We start from the raw sequence: 19,336 nt of genomic DNA, 5'->3' as shown, positions 1-19,336 counted from the left end.
CATCAGTCCAGCCAGACATAGCCCGCGAGCCGACCGGTGGTGCGGTCGCGGCGGTACGAGAAGTGATCACTCGATTCCCGCGTGCACACCGGCGACTGCTCCCGGTCGTGCACCCCGAGGCGCTCGAGTTGCGCGTGCACGCCGGCGCTCACGTCGACGGCCGGTGTACCCCAACTCGTCTCGGAGTGCGCCGCCGGCTCGACGGCGGCCACCTCGGCGCGCATCGACTCCGGCACCTCGTAGCACCGGCCGCACACGGCGGGTCCGGTGCGGGCGGTGATGCGGTCGGGCCGGGCGCCGAGCGATTCCATCGCGTCGACCGCGGCCGGGACGACCCCCTTGACCATGCCGGGCCGCCCGGCGTGGACCGCGGCGACCACACCGGCGACCGGATCGGCGAGCAGCACCGGAACGCAGTCGGCGGTGAGCACGGCGAGGGCGAGCCCGCGGGTCGCGGTCACCAGGCCGTCGACCGGCGGGGTGAGCCGCGTGGTCCACGGCCCGTCGACCTCGGCGACGTCGTTGCCGTGCACCTGGTTCATCCAGACGACCCGGTCCGGGTCGAGTCCGAGGGACTTGGCGGCCAGTTCGCGGTTGGCGCGTACCGCGCCGGGGTCGTCGCCGACCGCGCCGCCGAGATTGAGCTCTTCGAACGGAACGGCGCTCACCCCGCCCCACCGGTCGGTGAAGGCGAAGTGCGCGCCGCTCACGGTGTCGTGCCGACCTATCACTTGAGGAAGTCCGGTACGTCCAGCTCCTCGGCCGCGCTGTCGGAGTAGCTGCGCGGCGACGGCGTGATGGGCGGGGTCACGGGCGGCAGGTCCTGCACCGGCTCGGGGGCCACGGGCTCCGGCTCCTCCTTCGGCGTCACGCTGCCGAGCGAGCCGAAGGTCGGGCGGCTCTCGGGCTGGCGCACCGGGGCCGGCTCCTCGCGGCGGGCCGGGGGCGGCGTGGAGGACGAGCCGAGGACGTTGTCCCGCCGGGCCGGAGGCTGGCCGCCGTCGAAGCCGGCCGCGATCACGGTGACCCGGACCTCGTCGCCGAGGGCGTCGTCGATGACCGCGCCGAAGATGATGTTGGCCTCGGGGTGCGCCGCCTCGCTGACCAGCTGGGCGGCCTCGTTGATCTCGAACAGACCGAGGTCCGAACCGCCGGAGATGGACAGGAGCACGCCCCGGGCGCCGTCGATGGAGGCCTCGAGGAGCGGGGAGGAGATCGCCATCTCGGCCGCGGCCACCGCGCGGTCGTCACCGCGGGCCGAGCCGATGCCCATGAGCGCCGAGCCGGCCTCGGACATGACCGACTTGACGTCGGCGAAGTCGAGGTTGATCAGGCCGGGGGTGGTGATCAGGTCGGTGATGCCCTGCACACCGGACAGCAGCACCTGGTCCGCGGACTTGAACGCGTCGAGCACACTGACCTGGCGGTCCGAGATGGACAGCAGGCGGTCGTTGGGGATGACGATGAGGGTGTCGACCTCTTCGCGGAGCTCGGCGATACCGTCCTCGGCCTGGTTCGCCCGGCGCCGCCCCTCGAAGGTGAACGGGCGCGTGACCACGCCGATGGTGAGGGCACCCAGCGAGCGAGCGATGTTGGCCACGACGGGCGCGCCGCCGGTACCGGTGCCGCCGCCCTCACCGGCCGTCACGAAGACCATGTCGGCCCCCTTGAGGACCTCCTCGATCTCCTCACGGTGGTCCTCGGCGGCCTTGCGGCCGACGGCCGGGTTGGCCCCGGCGCCGAGTCCGCGCGTCAGTTCGCGGCCGACATCGAGCTTGACGTCGGCGTCGCTCATCAACAGCGCCTGCGCGTCGGTGTTGATGGCGATGAACTCGACGCCCTTGAGACCGACCTCGATCATCCGGTTGATGGCATTGACACCACCGCCGCCGACACCGATGACTTTGATGACTGCGAGGTAGTTCTGCGGTGCTGCCACGTCGAAGGCCTCTCGCCTCGAGTTACGTGTCGCCGCCTCGCGGTCCTGCCGCGATCCGACGACTGATGCCGAATGGGACGGTCCGAACGCCGACCCGAACCCTAACCCTGAAGTTTAGGGTTACCAGTGTGTCTGTTCCCTGAAGTCTTCGGAACAGGACACTAAGTCGACAAGTGGCGCCCGTTCAACGAACACGCCGAACCTCCCGTTTTTCTTTTCACCCTATGTGATCAGCCATAGCGGCACTCAACCAGGGGGTTGGCCTGCGCTGATGTGCGTCAACTCCCCGATGACGCCGGGGCAGTGGGAACCCGGACGTCGAAGTGCCGTGCGCCGGGGGCCGCTTTCATCAGCGCGGTCAGGGTGCGGGCCTTCAGCCGGCCGTTCTCCCCACTGCCCCAGGCGACGGTGCGGCCGCCGGTCAACTCCAGCGAGATGTCGTCGTAGGTACGGACCTTGACGACCCGGGTCTGACGGGCGACCGCAGCGGGAATCCGCCCGGCGACCACGACGGCCTCGCGCACCAGCCGGGCCTCGCCGAAGCGCCGCAGGCTCGCGGCGGCCGCACTTGAGCGGGAAAGCGACAATTCCAGCAGGGGCACGCCTTTCGGCGCCTGTGAAACCGTGGCGAACCGGACACCCTTCGCGTCCACTTCGACGAACTTTCCGCCCTTTTCCTCCACCATGACCGGAGTGCGCTCGACGACTTTCAGCACGATTCCGTGCGGCCACGAACGCACCACGTCAACCGAGTCAATTCGGGGCAATTCACGACGCAGCCGGGTCTCGACCGCATCGGTGTCGACGGAAATCAGCTGCGTTCCGAGCCGTACGCCGGCGGTCGCGCGCACCTGAGCGGGCGTCAGAACCGTGGTACCGGAGACGGACACGTGCTCCACGCGCGTCCACTGCGAGCCGTACAGCACCCACAGGGAGCCGGCCCCCAGGCAGATCAGGGCCAGCGAAAGGATGACGATCGTACGAGGGCTCATCCGTCTCAGCCGGTGGACCAGAGGCGGGCCGGACGACGACTCCTGCTGACGTTCACCGCGCTCCGCGGTCGCCGGTCCGGCCACGCTCTCAAGCCCTTTCGTGCATACGGTCCTAACGGTGCGAGGCGATGGCCTCGTACACCATGCCGACGAGCAGGTCGTCGGCGTCCCGGCGGCCGAACTCCCCGGCGGCGCGGGACATCTGGTACAGCCGGTGCGGATCGGCGAGCACGGGCAGGACGTTCTGCTGCACCCACTCGGGGGTGAGTTCCGCGTCGTCGACCAGCAGTCCGCCGCCGGCCTTGACCACCGGCTGGGCGTTCAGCCGCTGTTCGCCGTTGCCGATGGGCAGCGGGACGTAGGCGGCCGGGAGCCCGACGGCGGAGAGTTCGGCGACGGTCATCGCGCCGGCGCGGCAGAGCATCATGTCGGCCGCGGCGTACGCGAGGTCCATCCGGTCAAGGTAACTTACCGGGATGTAGGGCGGCATTCCCGGCATCTGCTGCACCTGGGGCAGTTCGTTCTTCGGGCCGACCACGTGCAGGATCTGGATGCCCGCCTGCTGCATCCAGGGCGCGACCTGCTGGACCACCTCGTTGAGCCGGCGGGCGCCCTGGGAGCCGCCGGAGACCAGCAGCGTGGGCAGGTTCGGGTCGAGCCCGAACGCCGCACGGGCCTCGGGGCGCACGGCCGCCCGGTCCAGGGTGGCGATGGCGCGGCGCAGCGGGATACCGATGTAACGGGCGCCGCGCAGCTTGCTGTCGGGCGTGGAGACGGCGACCTGCGCGGCGTACCGCGAACCGATCTTGTTGGCCAGGCCCGGGCGGGCGTTGGCCTCGTGGATGACGATGGGCACACCGAGCCGCTTGGCGGCCAGGTAGCCGGGCAGGGCGACGTAGCCGCCGAATCCGACCACGGCGTCCGCCTTGGTGCGCTCCAGGACCTGCTCGGCCGCCTTGATCGTGCCGCGCAGCCGGCCCGGGACGGTGATCAGCTCGGGGGTGGGCTTGCGCGGCAGCGGCACCGCCGGGATGAGCGCGAGCTCGTAGCCCCGCTCGGGGACGAGCCGGGTCTCCAGGCCGCGCTCCGTGCCCAGGGCCGTGATCCCCACGGTCGGGTCCTGCCTGCGCAGGGCGTCCGCGAGGGCGAGCGCGGGCTCGATGTGGCCCGCGGTACCTCCGCCGGCGAGTACGACATGCACCGAAATTCACCGCTCTCCGGACGGACGCGCCGCCGAGGCACGCCGTCGCATCGTGTTCCATCTCCGAGGCTCGCGACCGGATCCGCGGTCGGATCTCCGGCCGGGCGCGGAGCCTCCTGCCCGCTTTCTACCAAAGCGAGGTTGCCGCATGGCAAGCGCCGCCCGCGCAGCGGGCTCGTCACGCGCGAAGGCGATCAGCAGCCCGATGGCGAACATGGTCGGCAGCAGGGCGGATCCTCCGTAGGAGAACAGCGGGAGCGGGACACCGGCGATCGGCAGCAGACCGAGCACCGCACCGATGTTGATCACCGCCTGCGCGGTGATCCAGGTGGTCACGCCTCCCGCGGCGTACCTCACGAAGGGGTCCTCCGTGCGTCCGGCCACGCGGATGCCCGCATAGCCTAGAGCGGCGAACAGGGCGAGCACCGACAGCGTCCCCCCGAGGCCCAGTTCCTCGCCGGTGACGGCGAAGATGAAGTCGGTGTGGGCTTCGGGGAGTTGGCCCCATTTCTCCACGCTTGCACCGAGTCCGGAACCGAACAGTCCGCCGGAGGCCAGGGCGTAGATGCCGTGCACCGCCTGCCAGCACTTGGTCGCGTCGCTGGAGCCGACGCAGGCGAACCGGCCGAGGCGGTTGGGGCTCATCTGGATCAGCAGGAAACCGATCACGCCGGCGAACGACAGCACCCCGACGAAGAGCCGGGTGGGCGCCCCCGCCAGCCACAGCAGGCCGAACAGGATCGCGGTGAGGATGATCGCGGTCCCCATGTCGCCGCCGAGCATGATCAGCCCGAGCAGCATGAAGGCGACCGGGACGAGCGGCACCAGCATGTGCTTCCACTGGGTCAGCAGCCGCTTGTCCTGTTTGCGCGCGATCAGGTCGGCGCCCCACAGCACCAGCGCCAGCTTGCCGATCTCGCTGGGCTGGATCTGGAAGGAGCCGCCGAGCGAGATCCAGTTCTGGTTGCCGTTGACCGCCATCCCTATCCCCGGCACCTGCACCAGCGCCATCAGGACCACCGCGCCCGCCAGGATCGGGTAGGCCAGCGCCCGGTGCAGCCTGACCGGCATCCGGGCGGCGAGCAGCAGCAGCCCGGTGCCGATCGCGGCCGCGAGCAGTTGCTTGCGGAAGAAGTAGGAGCCCGGCAGCGCCTTCTGCAGCGCGGTGATCTGGGAGGCCGAGTAGACCATCACCAGACCCAGCACGGTGAGCAGCAGACTGGCGCCGAGGATCAGGTAGTAGGCGGTCAGCGGCCGGTCCCAGGCCCGGCGCGCGCGATCGATCAGGCTACCCGAGGGGCGCCGGCCGGGGGTCCGGCCGGCCGTCGGGCGCTTGACGGTCCGCTGCACGGGCGGGCGACCGGTGCGGCTGCTGCCGGGGCTACCGGGCATCGGGGCCTCCGCTGTACGTCGGCCGCGCAAGTCCGGCTCGGCTCACGGGTCCCACGCCTCCCTCCCGAGGTCGGCCGGCAGCGGGGGCGGCCGGGATCAGGCGCCGAGTCCGGATACGGCCTCCGCGAACGCCTCGCCGCGCCTGTTGTAGTTGGCGAACATGTCCATGGAGGCGCAGGCCGGGGCCAGCAGTACCGTGTCGCCGGGCCGTGCGAGCCGCCGTGCCTCCTGGACGGCCTGGAGCATCGCCCCAGTGTCGGTCCGGTCGAGGTCGACGACGGGTACCTCCGGGGCGTGTCGCGCGAGGGCGTCACGGATGAGCGCGCGATCGGCACCGATGAGGACGGCGCCGCGCAGCCGCTTCGCCGAGTTCGCGACGAGCTCGTCGAAGGTCGCGCCCTTCGCCAGACCGCCCGCGATCCACACGATCGACTCGTACGCCGCCAACGAGGCCTGAGCCGCGTGGGTGTTGGTGGCCTTGGAGTCGTCGACGTAGGCCACGCCGTCCACGTCGGCCACGTGCGCGATGCGGTGGGCGTCCGGGGTGAAGGCCCGCAGGCCGTCCCGGACGGCCTGCGCCGGGACGCCGAAGGCGCGTGCCAGGGCCGCCGCGGCGAGGGCGTTGGCGATGTTGTGGGGGGCGGACGGGTGGACGTCGGAGACCTCGGCCAGCTCCTGGGCGTTCTTGTGCCGGTTCTCGACGAAGGCGCGGTCGACGAGGATGCCGTCCACGACGCCGAGTTGGGAGGGGCCGGGCGTGCCGAGCGTGAACCCGACGGCGCGGCAGCCCTCCTCGACGTCCGCCTCGCGCACCAGGTCCTCGGTGGCCTTGTCGGCGGCGTTGTAGACGCAGGCGACGCGGTTGCCCTCGTAGATACGGCCCTTGTCGGCGGCGTAGGCCTCCATGGAGCCGTGCCAGTCGAGGTGGTCGGGGGCGAGGTTGAGGACGGCGGCGGAGTGGGCGCGCAGCGAGGGCGCCCAGTGCAGCTGGTAGCTCGACAGCTCCACCGCCAGGACGTCGTAGCGCTCCTCACCGAGGACGGCGTCCAGCAGGGAGACGCCGATGTTGCCGACGGCCGCCGTGCGCAGGCCCGCCGCCCCGAGGATGGAGGCGAGCATCTGCACGGTGGTGGTCTTGCCGTTGGTGCCGGTCACGGCGAGCCACGGGGCGGCGTCCGGGCCGCGCAGCCGCCAGGCGAGTTCGACATCCCCCCAGACGGGTACGCCGGCCTGCCCGGCGGCGCGGAAGAGCGGCTTGTCCGGCCGCCAGCCCGGTGCGGTGACGATCAGCTCGGTGCCCTCCGGCAGGGTGTCCCCGTCACCGAGGCGCACGGTCACACCGAGCGCCTCCAGCTCGGCCGCCTGGGTCCGGGCGCGCTCGTCGTCGCCGTCGTTGACGACGGTGACCCGCGCGCCGAGACCGTGCAGGACCTTGGCCGCCGGGACACCGGAGACGCCGAGTCCCGCGACGGTGACGTTCTTACCCTGCCAGTCGGTCACTTGTCCGCTGCCCATCCCGCATAGAAGAGGCCCAGTCCGACAATCACACAAATGCCTTGGATGATCCAGAAGCGGACCACGACAAGCACTTCGGACCAGCCTTTTAGTTCGAAGTGGTGCTGGAGCGGTGCCATCCGGAAGACCCGCTTCCCGGTGAGCCGGAAGGAGCCGACCTGGATGACCACCGACATGGTGATGAGCACGAACAGACCGCCCAGCAGCGCGAGCAGCAGCTCGGTGCGGGAGCAGATCGCCAGGCCCGCGAGCACACCGCCGAGCGCGAGCGAACCGGTGTCGCCCATGAAGATCTTGGCCGGCGAGGTGTTCCACCACAGGAAGCCGAGGCAGGCGCCCATCAGCGCGGAGGCCACGACCGCGAGGTCGAGCGGGTCGCGCACCTCGTAGCAGGCGTTGGGGTTGGTCAGGGTCTGCGCGTTGGCGCAGGACTCCTGGAACTGCCACACGCCGATGAAGGTGTAGGCGCCGAAGACCAGCACGGAGGCACCGGTGGCCAGACCGTCCAGGCCGTCGGTCAGGTTCACGCCGTTCGACATCGCGAGGATCATGAACAGCGCCCAGACGACGAACAGCACCGGGCCGATCGTCCAGCCGAAGTCCGTGATGAACGACAGCTTCGTGGAGGCGGGGGTGTTGCCGCGGTTGTCGGAGAACTGCAGCGCGAGCACCGCGAAGGCGATGCCGACGATCAGCTGGCCGGCCATCTTCGCCTTGGCGCGCAGACCCAGCGAACGGCGCTTGACGATCTTGATGTAGTCGTCGAGGAAGCCGACCAGACCCATGCCGACCATCAGGCCGAGCACCAGCAGACCCGAGTAGGTCGGGGTGTAACCGGTGATCACCTTGGACAGGAAGTAGGCGGCGACCGTGGCCAGGATGAAGGCGATGCCACCCATGGTCGGCGTACCGCGCTTGCTGGCGTGCTCGCGCGGGCCGTCGTCGCGGATGTACTGGCCGTAGCCCTTGCGGGCCAGGAGCTTGATCAGCAGCGGGGTGCCGACCAGCGTCAGGAAGAGGCCAATGACTCCCGCGAACAGGATCTGCTTCATCATCGGGCGGCGACCTCACCCTCGGCACCGGTCTCGAGCAACGCCTGGGCGACGCTCTCGAGACCGACCGAACGGGACGCCTTCACGAGGACGACGTCCCCCGGGCGCAACTCGCTGCGCAACAGGTCGATCGCCGCCTGTGCGTCGGACACGTGCACCGACTCCTCACCCCACGAACCCTCGTTATATGCGCCCAGTTGCAGCCAGGACGCTTCCCTGCCCCCGACCGCGACGAGCTTGCTGACGTTGAGCCGGACGGCGAGCCGTCCGACCGCGTCGTGCTCGGCTAGCGCCTCGTCCCCGAGCTCGGCCATCTTGCCGAGCACCGCCCAGGTCCGCCGTCCCCCGCCCATGGCCACGAGCGCGCGCAGAGCGGCCCGCATGGACTCGGGGTTGGCGTTGTAGGCGTCGTTGACGACCGTTACGCCGTCCGGGCGCTCGGTGACCTCCATCCGCCAGCGGGAGAGGGAGCCCGCCTCGGAGAGCGCGGTGGCGATCTCAGTTACGGACATGCCCAGCTCATGGGCGACGGCGGCCGCGGCGAGCGCGTTCGACACGTGATGCTCACCGTACAGGCGCATCGTCACATCGCTTGCACCGGAGGGTGTGTGAAGCCTGAAGGCGGGCTGCCCGCTGTCCGTGAGTCTCACGTTCTCGGCGCGTACGTCCGCTTCGCCGGACTCTCCGAAAAGGATCACCTTCGCCTTCGTACGGGAGGCCATGGCCCGTACCAACGGGTCGTCGGCGTTGAGGATCGCGGTTCCGCCCTCCTCGGCCGCTGGCAGGCTCTCCACCAACTCGCCCTTCGCCCGGGCGATCTGCTCACGGCCGCCGAACTCGCCGATGTGGGCGGTGCCGACGTTGAGCACCAGGCCGACCTTCGGCGGGGTCAGTTCGGTCAGGTAGCGGATGTGGCCGATGCCGCGGGCACCCATCTCCAGCACGAGGAACCTCGTCTCCTCGGTGGCGCTCAGCGCGGTCAGCGGCAGCCCGATCTCGTTGTTGAGGGAGCCGGGCGTGAACACGGTCGGCGCCTTGCGCCGCAGCACCTGCGCGATGAGGTCCTTGGTGCTGGTCTTGCCCGCGGAGCCGGTGAGGGCCACGAGGGTCGCGCCCAGCCGTTCGACGACGTGACGGGCGAGGGCGCCGAGCGCGGCCTGCACGTCCTCGACGACGATCGCGGGCACGCCGACCGGGCGGGACGCCAGCACGGCGACCGCGCCCGCCTCGACGACGGCCGCGGCGAAGTCGTGGCCGTCCACGCGCTCGCCGACGAAGGCGACGAAGAGGCTGCCGGGCACCACCTCGCGGGAGTCCCGGACCACGGGCCCGGTGACCTCCGCGGACGGATCCGGTATGTCGTACGTCTGCCCGCCGACGACTGCTGCGATCTCGGCGAGGGAGAGGGCGATCACAAGTTCATCCCTGGGTCTTCTGGATAGCTTCGCGAAGCACCTGGCGGTCGTCGAAGGGACGGACCACTCCGGCGATGTCCTGGCCCTGTTCGTGGCCCTTGCCCGCGACCAGCACGGTGTCCCCGGGCTGCGCGCGGTCGACGGCGGCGGCGATCGCGGCGGCCCGCTCCTCGAAGAGGAGCACCTCGCCGCGCTCGTGCGCGGGCACCGAGGCCGCGCCCTCGAGCATGGTGGCGAGGATCGCCAGGGGATCCTCGGAGCGGGGGTTGTCGGAGGTCAGCACGGCGATGTCGGCGAGCCGGGCCGCGGCGGCGCCCATCGGCGCGCGTTTGGTCTGGTCGCGGTCCCCGCCGCAGCCGAGCACGATGTGCAGCCGGCCCTTGGTGACCTTGCGCAGCGCCTTGAGGACCGACTCGACGGCGTCCGTCTTGTGCGCGTAGTCGACGACCGCGAGGTACGGCTGGCCGACGTCGACGCGCTCCAGCCGGCCCGGTACGCCCGGAACGGCGGCGATGCCGTCGGCGGCGGACTGCGGGTCGAGGCCCGCGGTGGCCAGGGCGACCACGGCGGCCAGCGTGTTGGCGACGTTGAACGGGCCCGGCAGCGGCGACCTGGCGGCGATCCGCCGGCCCTCGGGGCCGACCACGGTGAAGGTGGAGTCGACCGGGCCGACCTGGACGTCCTCCGCGCGCCAGTCGGCGTCGGGGTGGCCCTCGGCGGAGAAGGTGACGACCGGGACCGTGGCCTCCCCGGCCAGCCGGCGACCGTACTCGTCGTCGAAGTTGACCACGCCGAGCCTGCTGCGCTCCGGCGTGAACAGCTGCGCCTTGGCCCGGAAGTAGTCCTCCATGTCGGAGTGGAACTCCATGTGTTCCGGGCTGAGGTTGGTGAAGACACCGATGTCGAAGACGCAGCCGTCGACGCGGCCGAGCACGAGGGCGTGGCTGGAGACCTCCATGGCGACCGCCTCGACCCCGCGCTCGCGCATGACCGCGAACAGGGCCTGGAGGTCGGTGGCCTCGGGGGTGGTGCGCTCGGACTTGATGCGCTCCTCGCCGATGCGCATCTCGACGGTGCCGATCAGTCCGGTGGACTTCGCGGTCTTCAGGCCGCCCTCGACGAGGTAGGCGGTGGTGGTCTTGCCGGAGGTGCCGGTGATGCCGATCTGGAGCAGGTCGCGGCCGGGCCTGCCGTAGATCGTGGCCGCCAGCTCGCCCATCCGGCCGCGCGGGTCGTCCACGGCCAGGACCGGCAGGCCTGTGGCGGCGGCGCGCTCGGCGCCGGACGGGTCGGTGAGCACGGCGACCGCGCCCAGGCTCGCCGCCTGGGTGACGAAGTCGGCGCCGTGCGTGCGGGCGCCGGGCAGGGCCGCGTACAGGTCGCCGGGGCGCACGGCGCGCGAGTCATGGGTGATGCCTGTGACCTCGGCGGCGCCGTCCGGAGCGGTGACCCCCAGCTGATCGGCGAGCTCCGCGAGGGGTGCGGCGGAGACCTGAGCCGGTCGCGGCGGTCCCGGATATGTCACGGAAGCGCCCTTCTGGGTGGTTTGGGACTGATCAGCGTGTGGCACGGCGGTGAGCGTACCGGGCGTACCCGCCGTGGAGCTAAAAACGGGATCGCGCGCAGCGCCGTCCGGCGCGGACGAGGGCCGGTGCGGCGGGCGGTTCCCGGGGCCGGGAGTGATCGTTGTCACGGGCTGGTTCCTGGTCGTTCTGTTCCGGTCACGGCTTGAAGTCGACGGGCAGGTTCGCGGCCTGCGCACCGGTCGGCGGCACCTGGAGCGTCTTCAACGCGAACTCCATGACCTCCTTGTAGATCGGGCCGCAGATCTGGCCGCCGAAGTAGCTGCCCTTGGTGGCGTTCTGGATGGCGCAGTAAACGGTGACGCGTGGGTTGTCGGCGGGTGCGAACCCGGCGAAGGAGGAGGTGTAGCCGCGGTACCGGCCGGTGGCCGGATCCACGCGGTTGGCCGTGCCGGTCTTGCCCGCCACGCGGTAGCCGGGGATGCGCGCCTTGGCACCGGTGCCCTGCTCGTCGTCGACCACGGACTCCAGCATGTGCGCGAGCGTCTTCGCCGTCCTCGCGCTCACGACCCGCGTCTCCTCCGGCTTGTCGGCCGGTGCGAAGCGGCCGTCGGCCCCCTTGGTCCCGCGCACCAGCGTCGGCTGCACGCGCACTCCGCCGTTGGCGATCGTGGAGTAGACGGAGGCCGCCTGCACGGCGTTGATGGAGAAGCCCTGGCCGAAAGGAATCGTGTACTGCTGCGAGGTGGACCACTTGTCGGGGGGTGCGAGGATGCCCCGGGTCTCCCCGGGGAAGCCGAGTCCGGTCGGCTCGCCGATGCCGAACTTGCGCAGGTAGGAGTAGAGGACCTTGTTGGCCTCCGGCTGGGTCCTGCCGAGCTGGCCGGTGGCCAGGATGGTGCCGATGTTGCTGGACTTGGCGAGCACGCCGTTCAGCGTGAGGTACCAGGTGTCGTGGTCGACGTCGTCCTGGAAGAGGCGGTCGCCGCGGTGCAGCCGGTTGGGCACGACGACGTGGGTGAGCGGCGTCGCCGCGTTCTCCTCCAGTACGGCGGCCATGGACATGACCTTGGCGGTGGAGCCGGGCTCGTAGGCGTCCTGGACGGCGGCGTTGCCCAGCGCGGCCGGGTCGGCGTGGGACAGGTCGCCCGGGTCGAAGCCCGGGGAGTTGGCCATGGCGAGGATCTCGCCGGTGCGGGTGTCCTGCACGATGACGTAGCCGCGGTCCGCCCCGGACTTCGCCACCTGCTCGGTGATGGCGTTCTGGGCGGCCCACTGGATGTCGCGGTCGATCGTGAGCTCGGTGTCGGAGCCGGGCACCGCGCGCGTCTCGGTGGAGCCCGCGGTGGGCACCTCGCGGCCGCCGGACTGGGCGTAGCGGATCTTGCCGGGCTTGCCGGCCAGCTGCTCGTTCAGCTGCTGCTCGATGCCGCCGCCGCCCTTGCCCTCGGCGTTGACCCAGCCCAGTATCCCGGCGGCGAGGCCGCTGTTGGGGTAGACCCGCTTGCTGCTGGGGTCGGAGAAGACGCCGGCGAGCACGTTGACGGTGGTCTTGTCCTGGGCCTTCTTCGCCAGGGCCGTCTTCAGGTCCTTGATCTGCTTCCAGACCTGCGGGGTCTCGCGCCGGGCGAGCAGCACGTAGCGGGTGTTCGGCGTGCGGAGCTTCGCGGTGAGGGCCGCCTGGTCCTGGCCGAGGATCGGGGCGAGCAGCGCGGCCGCCTGCTCGGGGCCGTCGCCGATGTGCAGCTGGTCGCGGCTGAACATGGTGGGGTCGGCGGTGATGTCGTCGGCATCCACGCTGGTCGCCAGGTCGACGCCGTTGCGGTCGGTGATGCGGCCCCGCTCGGCGGCCAGGGTGTGCACCACGTACCGGTTCTCCTCGGCCTTGGCGGCGTACGCGCTCGCGTCGACGGCCTGCACCTGCAACAGCCGTACGGCGAACACGAGCAGCACCAGGGTCAGCGCGAGGGCGACCAGCCGCAACCGGGGGCGGGGGCTGCCGAGCCGGATGCGCGCGGCCTGGGGCCGGGCCGGGGCCGGGCGGCGGGCCGGCCGGGCACCGGGGCCGGGCCGCTGCCGCGCGGCCGGACGCGCCTGCCTGGCGGGTCCGGGCACCCGGCGACGCGGCGGTTCCCTGTCGGACACGTCCGTCACCTGCCGAAAGTCGAGATCGAAGCGGACCGGAACACAGCGACGCCGGCCGGGGCGCCGACCACGCCACCCCCGGAAACCGAACACGGCCGCGCCCCCGGCCCAGCAACCCCGGACAGGCCGGGCACCCGGCGACGCGGCAGCTCCCGGTCGGACACGCCGGGCCCGGACGGCCCGGGCACCGGACCGCGCGGCCACTCCCCACCGGACACGCCCGCCAAACTGCCGAAAGTCCAGGTCGGATCGGCCCGAGACACAGCGACGCCGGCCGAGGCGGCAGACACGATGCCCCCTGAAACCGAACACGACCCAACCCCCGGCCCAGCAACCCCGGACAGGCCGGGCACCCGGCGACGCGGCAGCTCCCGGTCGAGCACGCCGGACCCGGACGGCCCGGGCACCGGACCGCGCGGCCACTCCCCACCGGACACGCCCGCCAAACTGCCGAAAGTCCAGGTCGGATCGGCCCGAGACACCGCGACGCCGGCCGGGGCACCGACCACGCCACCCCCGGAAACCGAACACGGCCGCGCCCCCGGCCCAACAGCCCCGGACAGGCCGGGCACCCGGCGACGCGGCAGCTCCCGGTCGAGCACGCCGGACCCGGACGGCCCGGGCACCGGACCGCGCGGCCACTCCCCACCGGACACGCCCGCCAAACTGCCGAAAGTCCAGGTCGGATCGGCCCGAGACACCGCGACGCCGGCCGGGGCACCGACCACGCCACCCCCGGAAACCGAACACGGCCGCGCCCCCGGCCCAACAGCCCCGGACAGGCCGGGCACCCGGCGACGCGGCAGCTCCCGGTCGAGCACGCCGGACCCGGACGGCCCGGGCACCGGACGGCGTGGTGGTTCGCGGTCGGACACGTCCGTCACCTGCCGGAGGTCGGGGTCGGGGCGGGTGGAGGTGCGGCGGGGAGGCCCGGGGTGGTGTTCTCCGGGGTCGGGGCGGAGCCCTGGGCGGGTGGCGGTGCCAGGCCCGCGGTTGCCGGGGCGGTGCCGTCCGTGGCGGACGGCGAGGGGGCGAGCGCCGCGGGCGGCAGGAGCGACAGCGGCGTCACCAGCGCGGGGGGCGGCGTGGGGGCGGCCGAGGGGACGCCCTTGACGGTCCCGTCGGCGCCCAGGAAGGCCGGGTCGCCGCCGGGCACCATGCCCAGTTGCCGGGCGCGGAGCTGGAGGGCGTCCGGGGCGGAGTAGGAGTCGATGTCCCGCTGGAGGGCCTGCTCCTCGTCGGTGAGGTTCTTGGTGTCCTTCTGGAGCGCCTCCCGCTGGAACGCGCCCTCGCTGAGAGCGGAGTTCAGCATCAGCAGCCCGATGAGGCCGCCGCCGAGCAGGAGCACGACGAGGAGGACGAACGGAGTGCGGGCGGCCTGGCCCCGGCCGGCCGGGAAGAGCCGGACGAGCCGGGCGGCACGGCCCCTCAGTTCGGGTTTCCTGCTCACTGGTCCCCCTGGCTCACTCGACGTCCTCCCTGACGCGCTCGGCGCCGCGCAGCCGGGCCGGCGCCGCCCGCCGGTTCTCGGCGATCTCTTCCTCGGTCGGAAGTTCGGCACCGCGGGTGAGCAGCTTGAGCCGGGGCTGGTAGCGCTCGGGCACGACCGGGAGCCCGGGGGGCGCACTCGACGCGGCACCGGCCGCGAACACCTGCTTGACCAGGCGGTCCTCGAGGGAGTGGTACGACAGCACGGCGATCCGCCCGCCGACCTCCAGCGCCTTCACCGCGGCCGGGATCGCCCGCTCCAGCACGGCGAGCTCGCCGTTGACCTCGATCCGCAGCGCCTGGAAGGTGCGCTTGGCCGGGTTGCCGCCGGTGCGCTTGGCGGCCTGGGGCAACGCGTCGCGGATCAGCTCCACCAGCCGGGCGCTGTTGGTGAACGGCTCCTTCTCGCGCTCGCGCACGACGGCGGCCACGATCCGCTTGGCCTGCTTCTCCTCGCCGTACGCCCGCAGGATGCGGACCAGCTCGCCGGGCGGATAGGTGTTGAGGACCTCGGCGGCGCTCATCCCGGTGCTCTGGTCCATGCGCATGTCCAGGGGGGCGTCCTGCGCGTAGGCGAAGCCGCGGTCGGCCTCGTCGAGCTGCATCGAGGACACCCCGAGGTCGAACAGGACGCCCCGCACGCGCGGGACGCCCAGCCGGTCGAGCACGTCGGGCAGCTCGTCGTAGACGGCGTGCACCAGGGTGGCGCGGTCGCCGAAGGGGGCCAGGCGCTCGCCGGACAGGCGCAGGGCCTCCTTGTCGCGGTCGAGGGCCACCAGCCGTGCCTCGGGGAAGCGGGCGAGCAGCGCCTCGCTGTGTCCGCCGAGGCCGAGGGTGCAGTCGACGACCACCGCTCCCGGCCGCTCCAGGGCGGGCGCCAGCAGATCCAGGCACCGCTGGAGCATCACGGGGACGTGTCGGCTGTCGCTCAAGGAGCCCTCTCAGTCCGGCGCGTCCCGCACGCACCGCCGGGTCCCCGACCGCTCAGGAAAGAAAAGGGCCTGCCGGCGCCGGAAGCGTCAGCCGACCGGAAGCGGGAGGAGGCCGAGCCGTACGTACGCGCCGCGCACGTGGGGAGACCGCCGGCGCGTCGGCCGGAGTCTGTCGGGAATGCAGTCCAGCAGGAAGAGCCACGCCTCCCGCTTCGCGTCACTTTAGTGCACCCTGTCTCGCGGTCAATCAACCGGCCTGCGCGTCGCCCGACGGAGCAGCGGCCCGCACGCCAAGACGAGAATTCACTCGTACGGGTGTGGGTCAGTCCTGCGTGTGGGGTGCCTCACAACAAGCCATGACGGGGTTCTTTGTACCGTCTCACAACAGGACCCGGGCCCTGGCGCCCACTAACGTCATGAGTATGACGACTTCTGCATCAGTTCCCGCCGGGTCCGAGGGCGCCATAGACCGGCGTGGCACCGTCACCGACCGTCTCGCGGAGGCCAACCAGCAGTACGCGGCCGCGTTCACCGATCCGGGGATGGACGCCCGGCCCGTGCTGAGGGTCGCGGTCGTGGCCTGCATGGACGCCCGTCTCGACCTGCACGCCGCGCTCGGCCTGGAACTCGGCGACTGCCACACCATCCGCAACGCGGGCGGCGTGGTCACCGACGACGTCATCCGCTCGCTCACCATCAGCCAGCGGGCCCTGGGTACCCGCAGCGTCGTGCTGATCCACCACACCAACTGCGGCCTGGAGTCCATCACCGAGGAGTTCCGGCACGAGCTGGAGATGGAGGTCGGGCAGCGTCCGGCCTGGGCCGTGGAGGCCTTCCGTGACGTGGACCAGGACGTGCGGCAGTCGATGCAGCGCGTGCGCACCTCGCCGTTCCTGCTGCACACCGACGACGTGCGCGGTTTCGTCTTCGACGTCAGGACGGGCCGGTTGCGCGAGATCGACCCCGCCTGACCGCCGCACGCGCGCCGGGAGTCCGGTGCGCGGCATGCCTCCGTCACCAGCGAAAGCCGCAAGACCCGACATATCGCGGCCAGTTGTCCACAGGCGAGTGACACGAATCGGTAACGGCGGCAAGAATGCGGGGGTGGCCCCACGCGGAACGTTTCACGCGTGGTGCCTGATTCGGGGTGGGCCGGTCCGCACAGCAGAGCGTCGGCCCGGAAAGTTGGGGTATCCCCCGCTCGCCGAAGAGCGTGGGGAAGGGCCGAGGAGGGCCGCCGGGTGACGACCTATGACGATCGAGCGAGCCATGGGGGTGCCCCCGCTCGAGCGGAGCCGAGAGTGGGGGACGATCTGACCGCCACGGTGGAGCGGGTCCGCCGTTCGGTGGAAGAAGTGATCGAGGGCAAGCCCGAGGTCGTACGGCTTTCGCTGACCGTGCTGCTCGCCGAGGGGCATCTTCTGATCGAGGACGTTCCCGGGGTGGGCAAGACGATGCTCGCCAAGGCGCTGGCGCGGTCCATCGACTGCTCGGTGCGGCGTATCCAGTTCACGCCCGACCTGCTGCCGTCGGACATCACCGGCGTGTCCATCTGGGACCAGCAGCGCCGGGACTTCGAGTTCAAGCCGGGCGCCATCTTCGCCCAGATCGTGATCGGGGACGAGATCAACCGGGCCTCGCCCAAGACCCAGTCGGCGCTGCTGGAGTCCCTGGAGGAGCGTCAGGTCACCATCGACGGTCAGACCTACGAACTGCCCTCGCCGTTCATGGTGGTGGCCACCCAGAACCCGGTCGAGATGGAGGGCACCTATCCGCTGCCCGAGGCCCAGCGCGACCGCTTCATGGCCCGGGTGTCCATCGGCTATCCGAGCCCGGAGGCCGAGTTGCAGATGCTGGACGTGCACGGCGGGGTGAGCCCGCTGGACGACCTCCAGCCGGTGGCGCACGCGCACGAGATCGTGAAACTGATCGAGGCCGTGCGCGGGGTGCACGTCGCCGAGACGGTGCGGCGGTACGCGGTGGACCTGGTCTCCGCCACCCGCACCCATCCCGACCTCAGACTCGGCGCCTCGCCGCGCGCGACGCTGCATCTGCTGCGCGCGGCGAAGGCGTCCGCCGCGCTGAGCGGCCGGGAGTACGCGCTGCCGGACGATGTGCAGGCGCTGGCCGTGGCCGTCCTGGCCCACCGGCTGCTGCCCACCGCCCAGGCCCAGCTCAACCGCCGCACCGCCGAGCAGGTCGTCCAGGAGATCCTCCAGCGCACCCCGGTGCCCGCGGCGCCCCAGCAGTCCGGCGGCTTCGGCCTGGGTCGCGGCGCGCCCGCGTACGGCCAGCGGCCGCCGCGGAGTCTGTGATGTCCGACGCGGGGGCGGCGCACGCGGACGACGACCGCGGGGACCGGGGCGGCGTCCGCACCGCGCTGGCCGGTCTGACCACCCGCGGGCGCTCCTTCCTGGCCGCCGGAATCGCCGCCGCGATCTGCGCCTACGTCCTCGGCCAGAGCGACCTGCTGCGGGTCGGGCTGCTGCTGGCGGCGCTGCCGCTGGTGTGCGCCACGGTGGTCTTCCGCACGCGCTACCGGGTCGCCGGCAGCCGCCGGCTCTCCCCCGCGCGCGTGCCCGCCGGCAGCGAGGCCCGGGTGCATCTGCGGATGGACAACGTCTCACGGCTGCCCACCGGCCTCCTGATGCTCCAGGACCGGGTGCCGTACGTGCTCGGACCGCGGCCTCGTTTCGTGCTCGACCGGGTCGAGCCGGGCGGCCGCCGCGAGGTGTCCTACCGGGTTCGCTCCGACCTGCGCGGACGGTATCCGCTGGGCCCGCTGCAACTGCGGCTGACCGACCCCTTCGGGATGTGCGAACTGACCCGTTCCTTCTCGGCCCACGACACCCTGACCGTGATCCCGCGGGTGGAGCCGCTGTCGCCGCTGCGTCTGAGCGGGGAGGCCAAGGGGTACGGCGACGGGCGGCAGCGCTCGCTGGCACTGGCCGGCGAGGACGACGTCATCCCGCGCGGGTACCGCTACGGCGACGATCTGCGCCGTGTGCACTGGCGGTCCACCGCGCGCTACGGCGAGCTGATGGTGCGCCGCGAGGAGCAGCCGCAGCGGGCCCGCTGCACGGTGCTCCTCGACACCCGGGCGCTCGCCTACCGGGGCGCGGGACCCGACTCGGCCTTCGAGTGGGCCGTGTCCGGCGCCGCGTCGGTCCTGGTGCACATGCTGGAGCGGGGCTTCTCGGTACGGCTGCTGACCGACACCGGCAACTCCGTACCCGGTGAGGGCGGCGACGGGTTCGCGGGCGCCAGCCAGGAGTCGGCGGACGCGGCCGGGCTGATGATGGACACCCTCGCCGTGATCGACCACTCCGACGGGGCGGGCCTGTCCCGCGCCTACGACGTGCTGCGCGGCGGCAACGAGGGACTGCTGGTGGCCTTCCTCGGCGACCTCGACGAGGCGCAGGCCGACGTCGCGGCCAAGATGCGGCAGCGCAGCGGCGCAGCGGTCGCCTTCGTGCTGGACAGCGAGACCTGGGTCCGGGAACCGGGCGACGTACCCGGGCCCGCGTCCCAGACCGACGACCGCCTCCGGCTGCTGCGCGACGCGGGCTGGACAGCCGTGCCGGTGCCCCGGGGCGCCGGCCTGGACGACCTGTGGCGCCGCGCGGGCCAGGAGCGCACCGGCGCGGGCGCGGCCGGCGGGACGGGGCCGGGCGGGGGATGGGCATGAACGACGTGACGGACCGGGCGACCCCGGACCGGCGCCGGAACCAGCGCGACGTGC

At 72.0% G+C, this 19,336-nt stretch carries 15 protein-coding genes; 3 read left to right on the top strand and 12 right to left on the bottom strand.

What is annotated here, in order from left to right; translation table 11 throughout:
• Nucleotides 1-2 precede the first annotated feature (2 nt).
• The 12 genes from pgeF to rsmH form a co-directional block, all read right to left on the bottom strand.
• Entirely contained in the window at nucleotides 3-731 is a 729-nt protein-coding gene (gene pgeF, locus ACWC91_RS11805; protein WP_141361747.1) for a peptidoglycan editing factor PgeF, read from the bottom strand.
• Nucleotides 728-1,939: a cell division protein FtsZ gene (gene ftsZ / locus ACWC91_RS11800; RefSeq protein WP_225074279.1), complete on the bottom strand. Its 1,212-nt coding sequence runs from the start codon at nucleotides 1,937-1,939 to the stop codon at nucleotides 728-730. Before ftsZ ends, pgeF begins: the two co-directional genes overlap by 4 nt.
• 278 nt (nucleotides 1,940-2,217) lie before the next feature.
• Nucleotides 2,218-3,015, bottom strand: a complete 798-nt coding sequence (locus ACWC91_RS11795) for a cell division protein FtsQ/DivIB (protein WP_450643433.1) — start codon at nucleotides 3,013-3,015, stop codon at nucleotides 2,218-2,220.
• Nucleotides 3,016-3,043: 28 nt separating this feature from the next.
• Nucleotides 3,044-4,132: an undecaprenyldiphospho-muramoylpentapeptide beta-N-acetylglucosaminyltransferase gene (murG, locus tag ACWC91_RS11790; RefSeq protein WP_141361741.1), complete on the bottom strand. Its 1,089-nt coding sequence runs from the start codon at nucleotides 4,130-4,132 to the stop codon at nucleotides 3,044-3,046.
• Between the two features lie 6 nt (nucleotides 4,133-4,138).
• Complete coding sequence (gene ftsW / locus ACWC91_RS11785; RefSeq protein ID WP_225074281.1) at nucleotides 4,139-5,524, bottom strand: putative lipid II flippase FtsW; 1,386 nt, start codon at nucleotides 5,522-5,524, stop codon at nucleotides 4,139-4,141.
• A 96-nt stretch (nucleotides 5,525-5,620) separates the two neighbouring features.
• Nucleotides 5,621-7,039, bottom strand: coding sequence for a UDP-N-acetylmuramoyl-L-alanine--D-glutamate ligase (murD, locus tag ACWC91_RS11780; RefSeq protein ID WP_450643432.1), 1,419 nt, complete (start codon nucleotides 7,037-7,039; stop codon nucleotides 5,621-5,623).
• A complete protein-coding gene (gene mraY / locus ACWC91_RS11775; protein ID WP_225074467.1) occupies nucleotides 7,021-8,091 on the bottom strand; it encodes a phospho-N-acetylmuramoyl-pentapeptide-transferase in 1,071 nt (356 codons plus the stop codon). The genes murD and mraY overlap by 19 nt, the downstream gene beginning before the upstream one ends.
• Nucleotides 8,091-9,506: a UDP-N-acetylmuramoyl-tripeptide--D-alanyl-D-alanine ligase gene (locus ACWC91_RS11770; protein ID WP_225074283.1), complete on the bottom strand. Its 1,416-nt coding sequence runs from the start codon at nucleotides 9,504-9,506 to the stop codon at nucleotides 8,091-8,093. Before ACWC91_RS11770 ends, mraY begins: the two co-directional genes overlap by 1 nt.
• 4 nt (nucleotides 9,507-9,510) lie before the next feature.
• Complete coding sequence (locus ACWC91_RS11765; protein WP_376501914.1) at nucleotides 9,511-11,199, bottom strand: UDP-N-acetylmuramoyl-L-alanyl-D-glutamate--2,6-diaminopimelate ligase; 1,689 nt, start codon at nucleotides 11,197-11,199, stop codon at nucleotides 9,511-9,513.
• A gap of 28 nt (nucleotides 11,200-11,227) precedes the next feature.
• Nucleotides 11,228-13,174, bottom strand: a complete 1,947-nt coding sequence (locus ACWC91_RS11760; protein WP_308042828.1) for a peptidoglycan D,D-transpeptidase FtsI family protein — start codon at nucleotides 13,172-13,174, stop codon at nucleotides 11,228-11,230.
• A gap of 880 nt (nucleotides 13,175-14,054) precedes the next feature.
• Entirely contained in the window at nucleotides 14,055-14,624 is a 570-nt protein-coding gene (locus ACWC91_RS11755) for a septum formation initiator family protein (RefSeq protein WP_450643431.1), read from the bottom strand.
• A 13-nt stretch (nucleotides 14,625-14,637) separates the two neighbouring features.
• Nucleotides 14,638-15,594: a 16S rRNA (cytosine(1402)-N(4))-methyltransferase RsmH gene (rsmH, locus tag ACWC91_RS11750; RefSeq protein ID WP_225074287.1), complete on the bottom strand. Its 957-nt coding sequence runs from the start codon at nucleotides 15,592-15,594 to the stop codon at nucleotides 14,638-14,640.
• Between the two features lie 422 nt (nucleotides 15,595-16,016).
• Here rsmH and ACWC91_RS11745 point away from each other — a divergent pair, with 422 nt between their 5' ends.
• From ACWC91_RS11745 to ACWC91_RS11735, 3 genes are all read left to right on the top strand, one after another.
• Nucleotides 16,017-16,565 carry a beta-class carbonic anhydrase gene (locus ACWC91_RS11745; protein ID WP_225074288.1) on the top strand — a complete coding sequence of 183 codons (549 nt, stop codon included), beginning with the start codon at nucleotides 16,017-16,019 and terminating at the stop codon, nucleotides 16,563-16,565.
• A gap of 270 nt (nucleotides 16,566-16,835) precedes the next feature.
• Nucleotides 16,836-17,909, top strand: a complete 1,074-nt coding sequence (locus ACWC91_RS11740) for an AAA family ATPase (protein ID WP_374113876.1) — start codon at nucleotides 16,836-16,838, stop codon at nucleotides 17,907-17,909.
• Nucleotides 17,909-19,282, top strand: coding sequence for a DUF58 domain-containing protein (locus ACWC91_RS11735; protein ID WP_450725887.1), 1,374 nt, complete (start codon nucleotides 17,909-17,911; stop codon nucleotides 19,280-19,282). Before ACWC91_RS11740 ends, ACWC91_RS11735 begins: the two co-directional genes overlap by 1 nt.
• Nucleotides 19,283-19,336 lie beyond the last annotated feature (54 nt).

The organism is Streptomyces sp. NPDC001204 (genome assembly GCF_053598035.1).
Note: the sequence above shows the minus strand (reverse complement) of the source record. Positions and strands in the feature narration are given on the sequence as shown.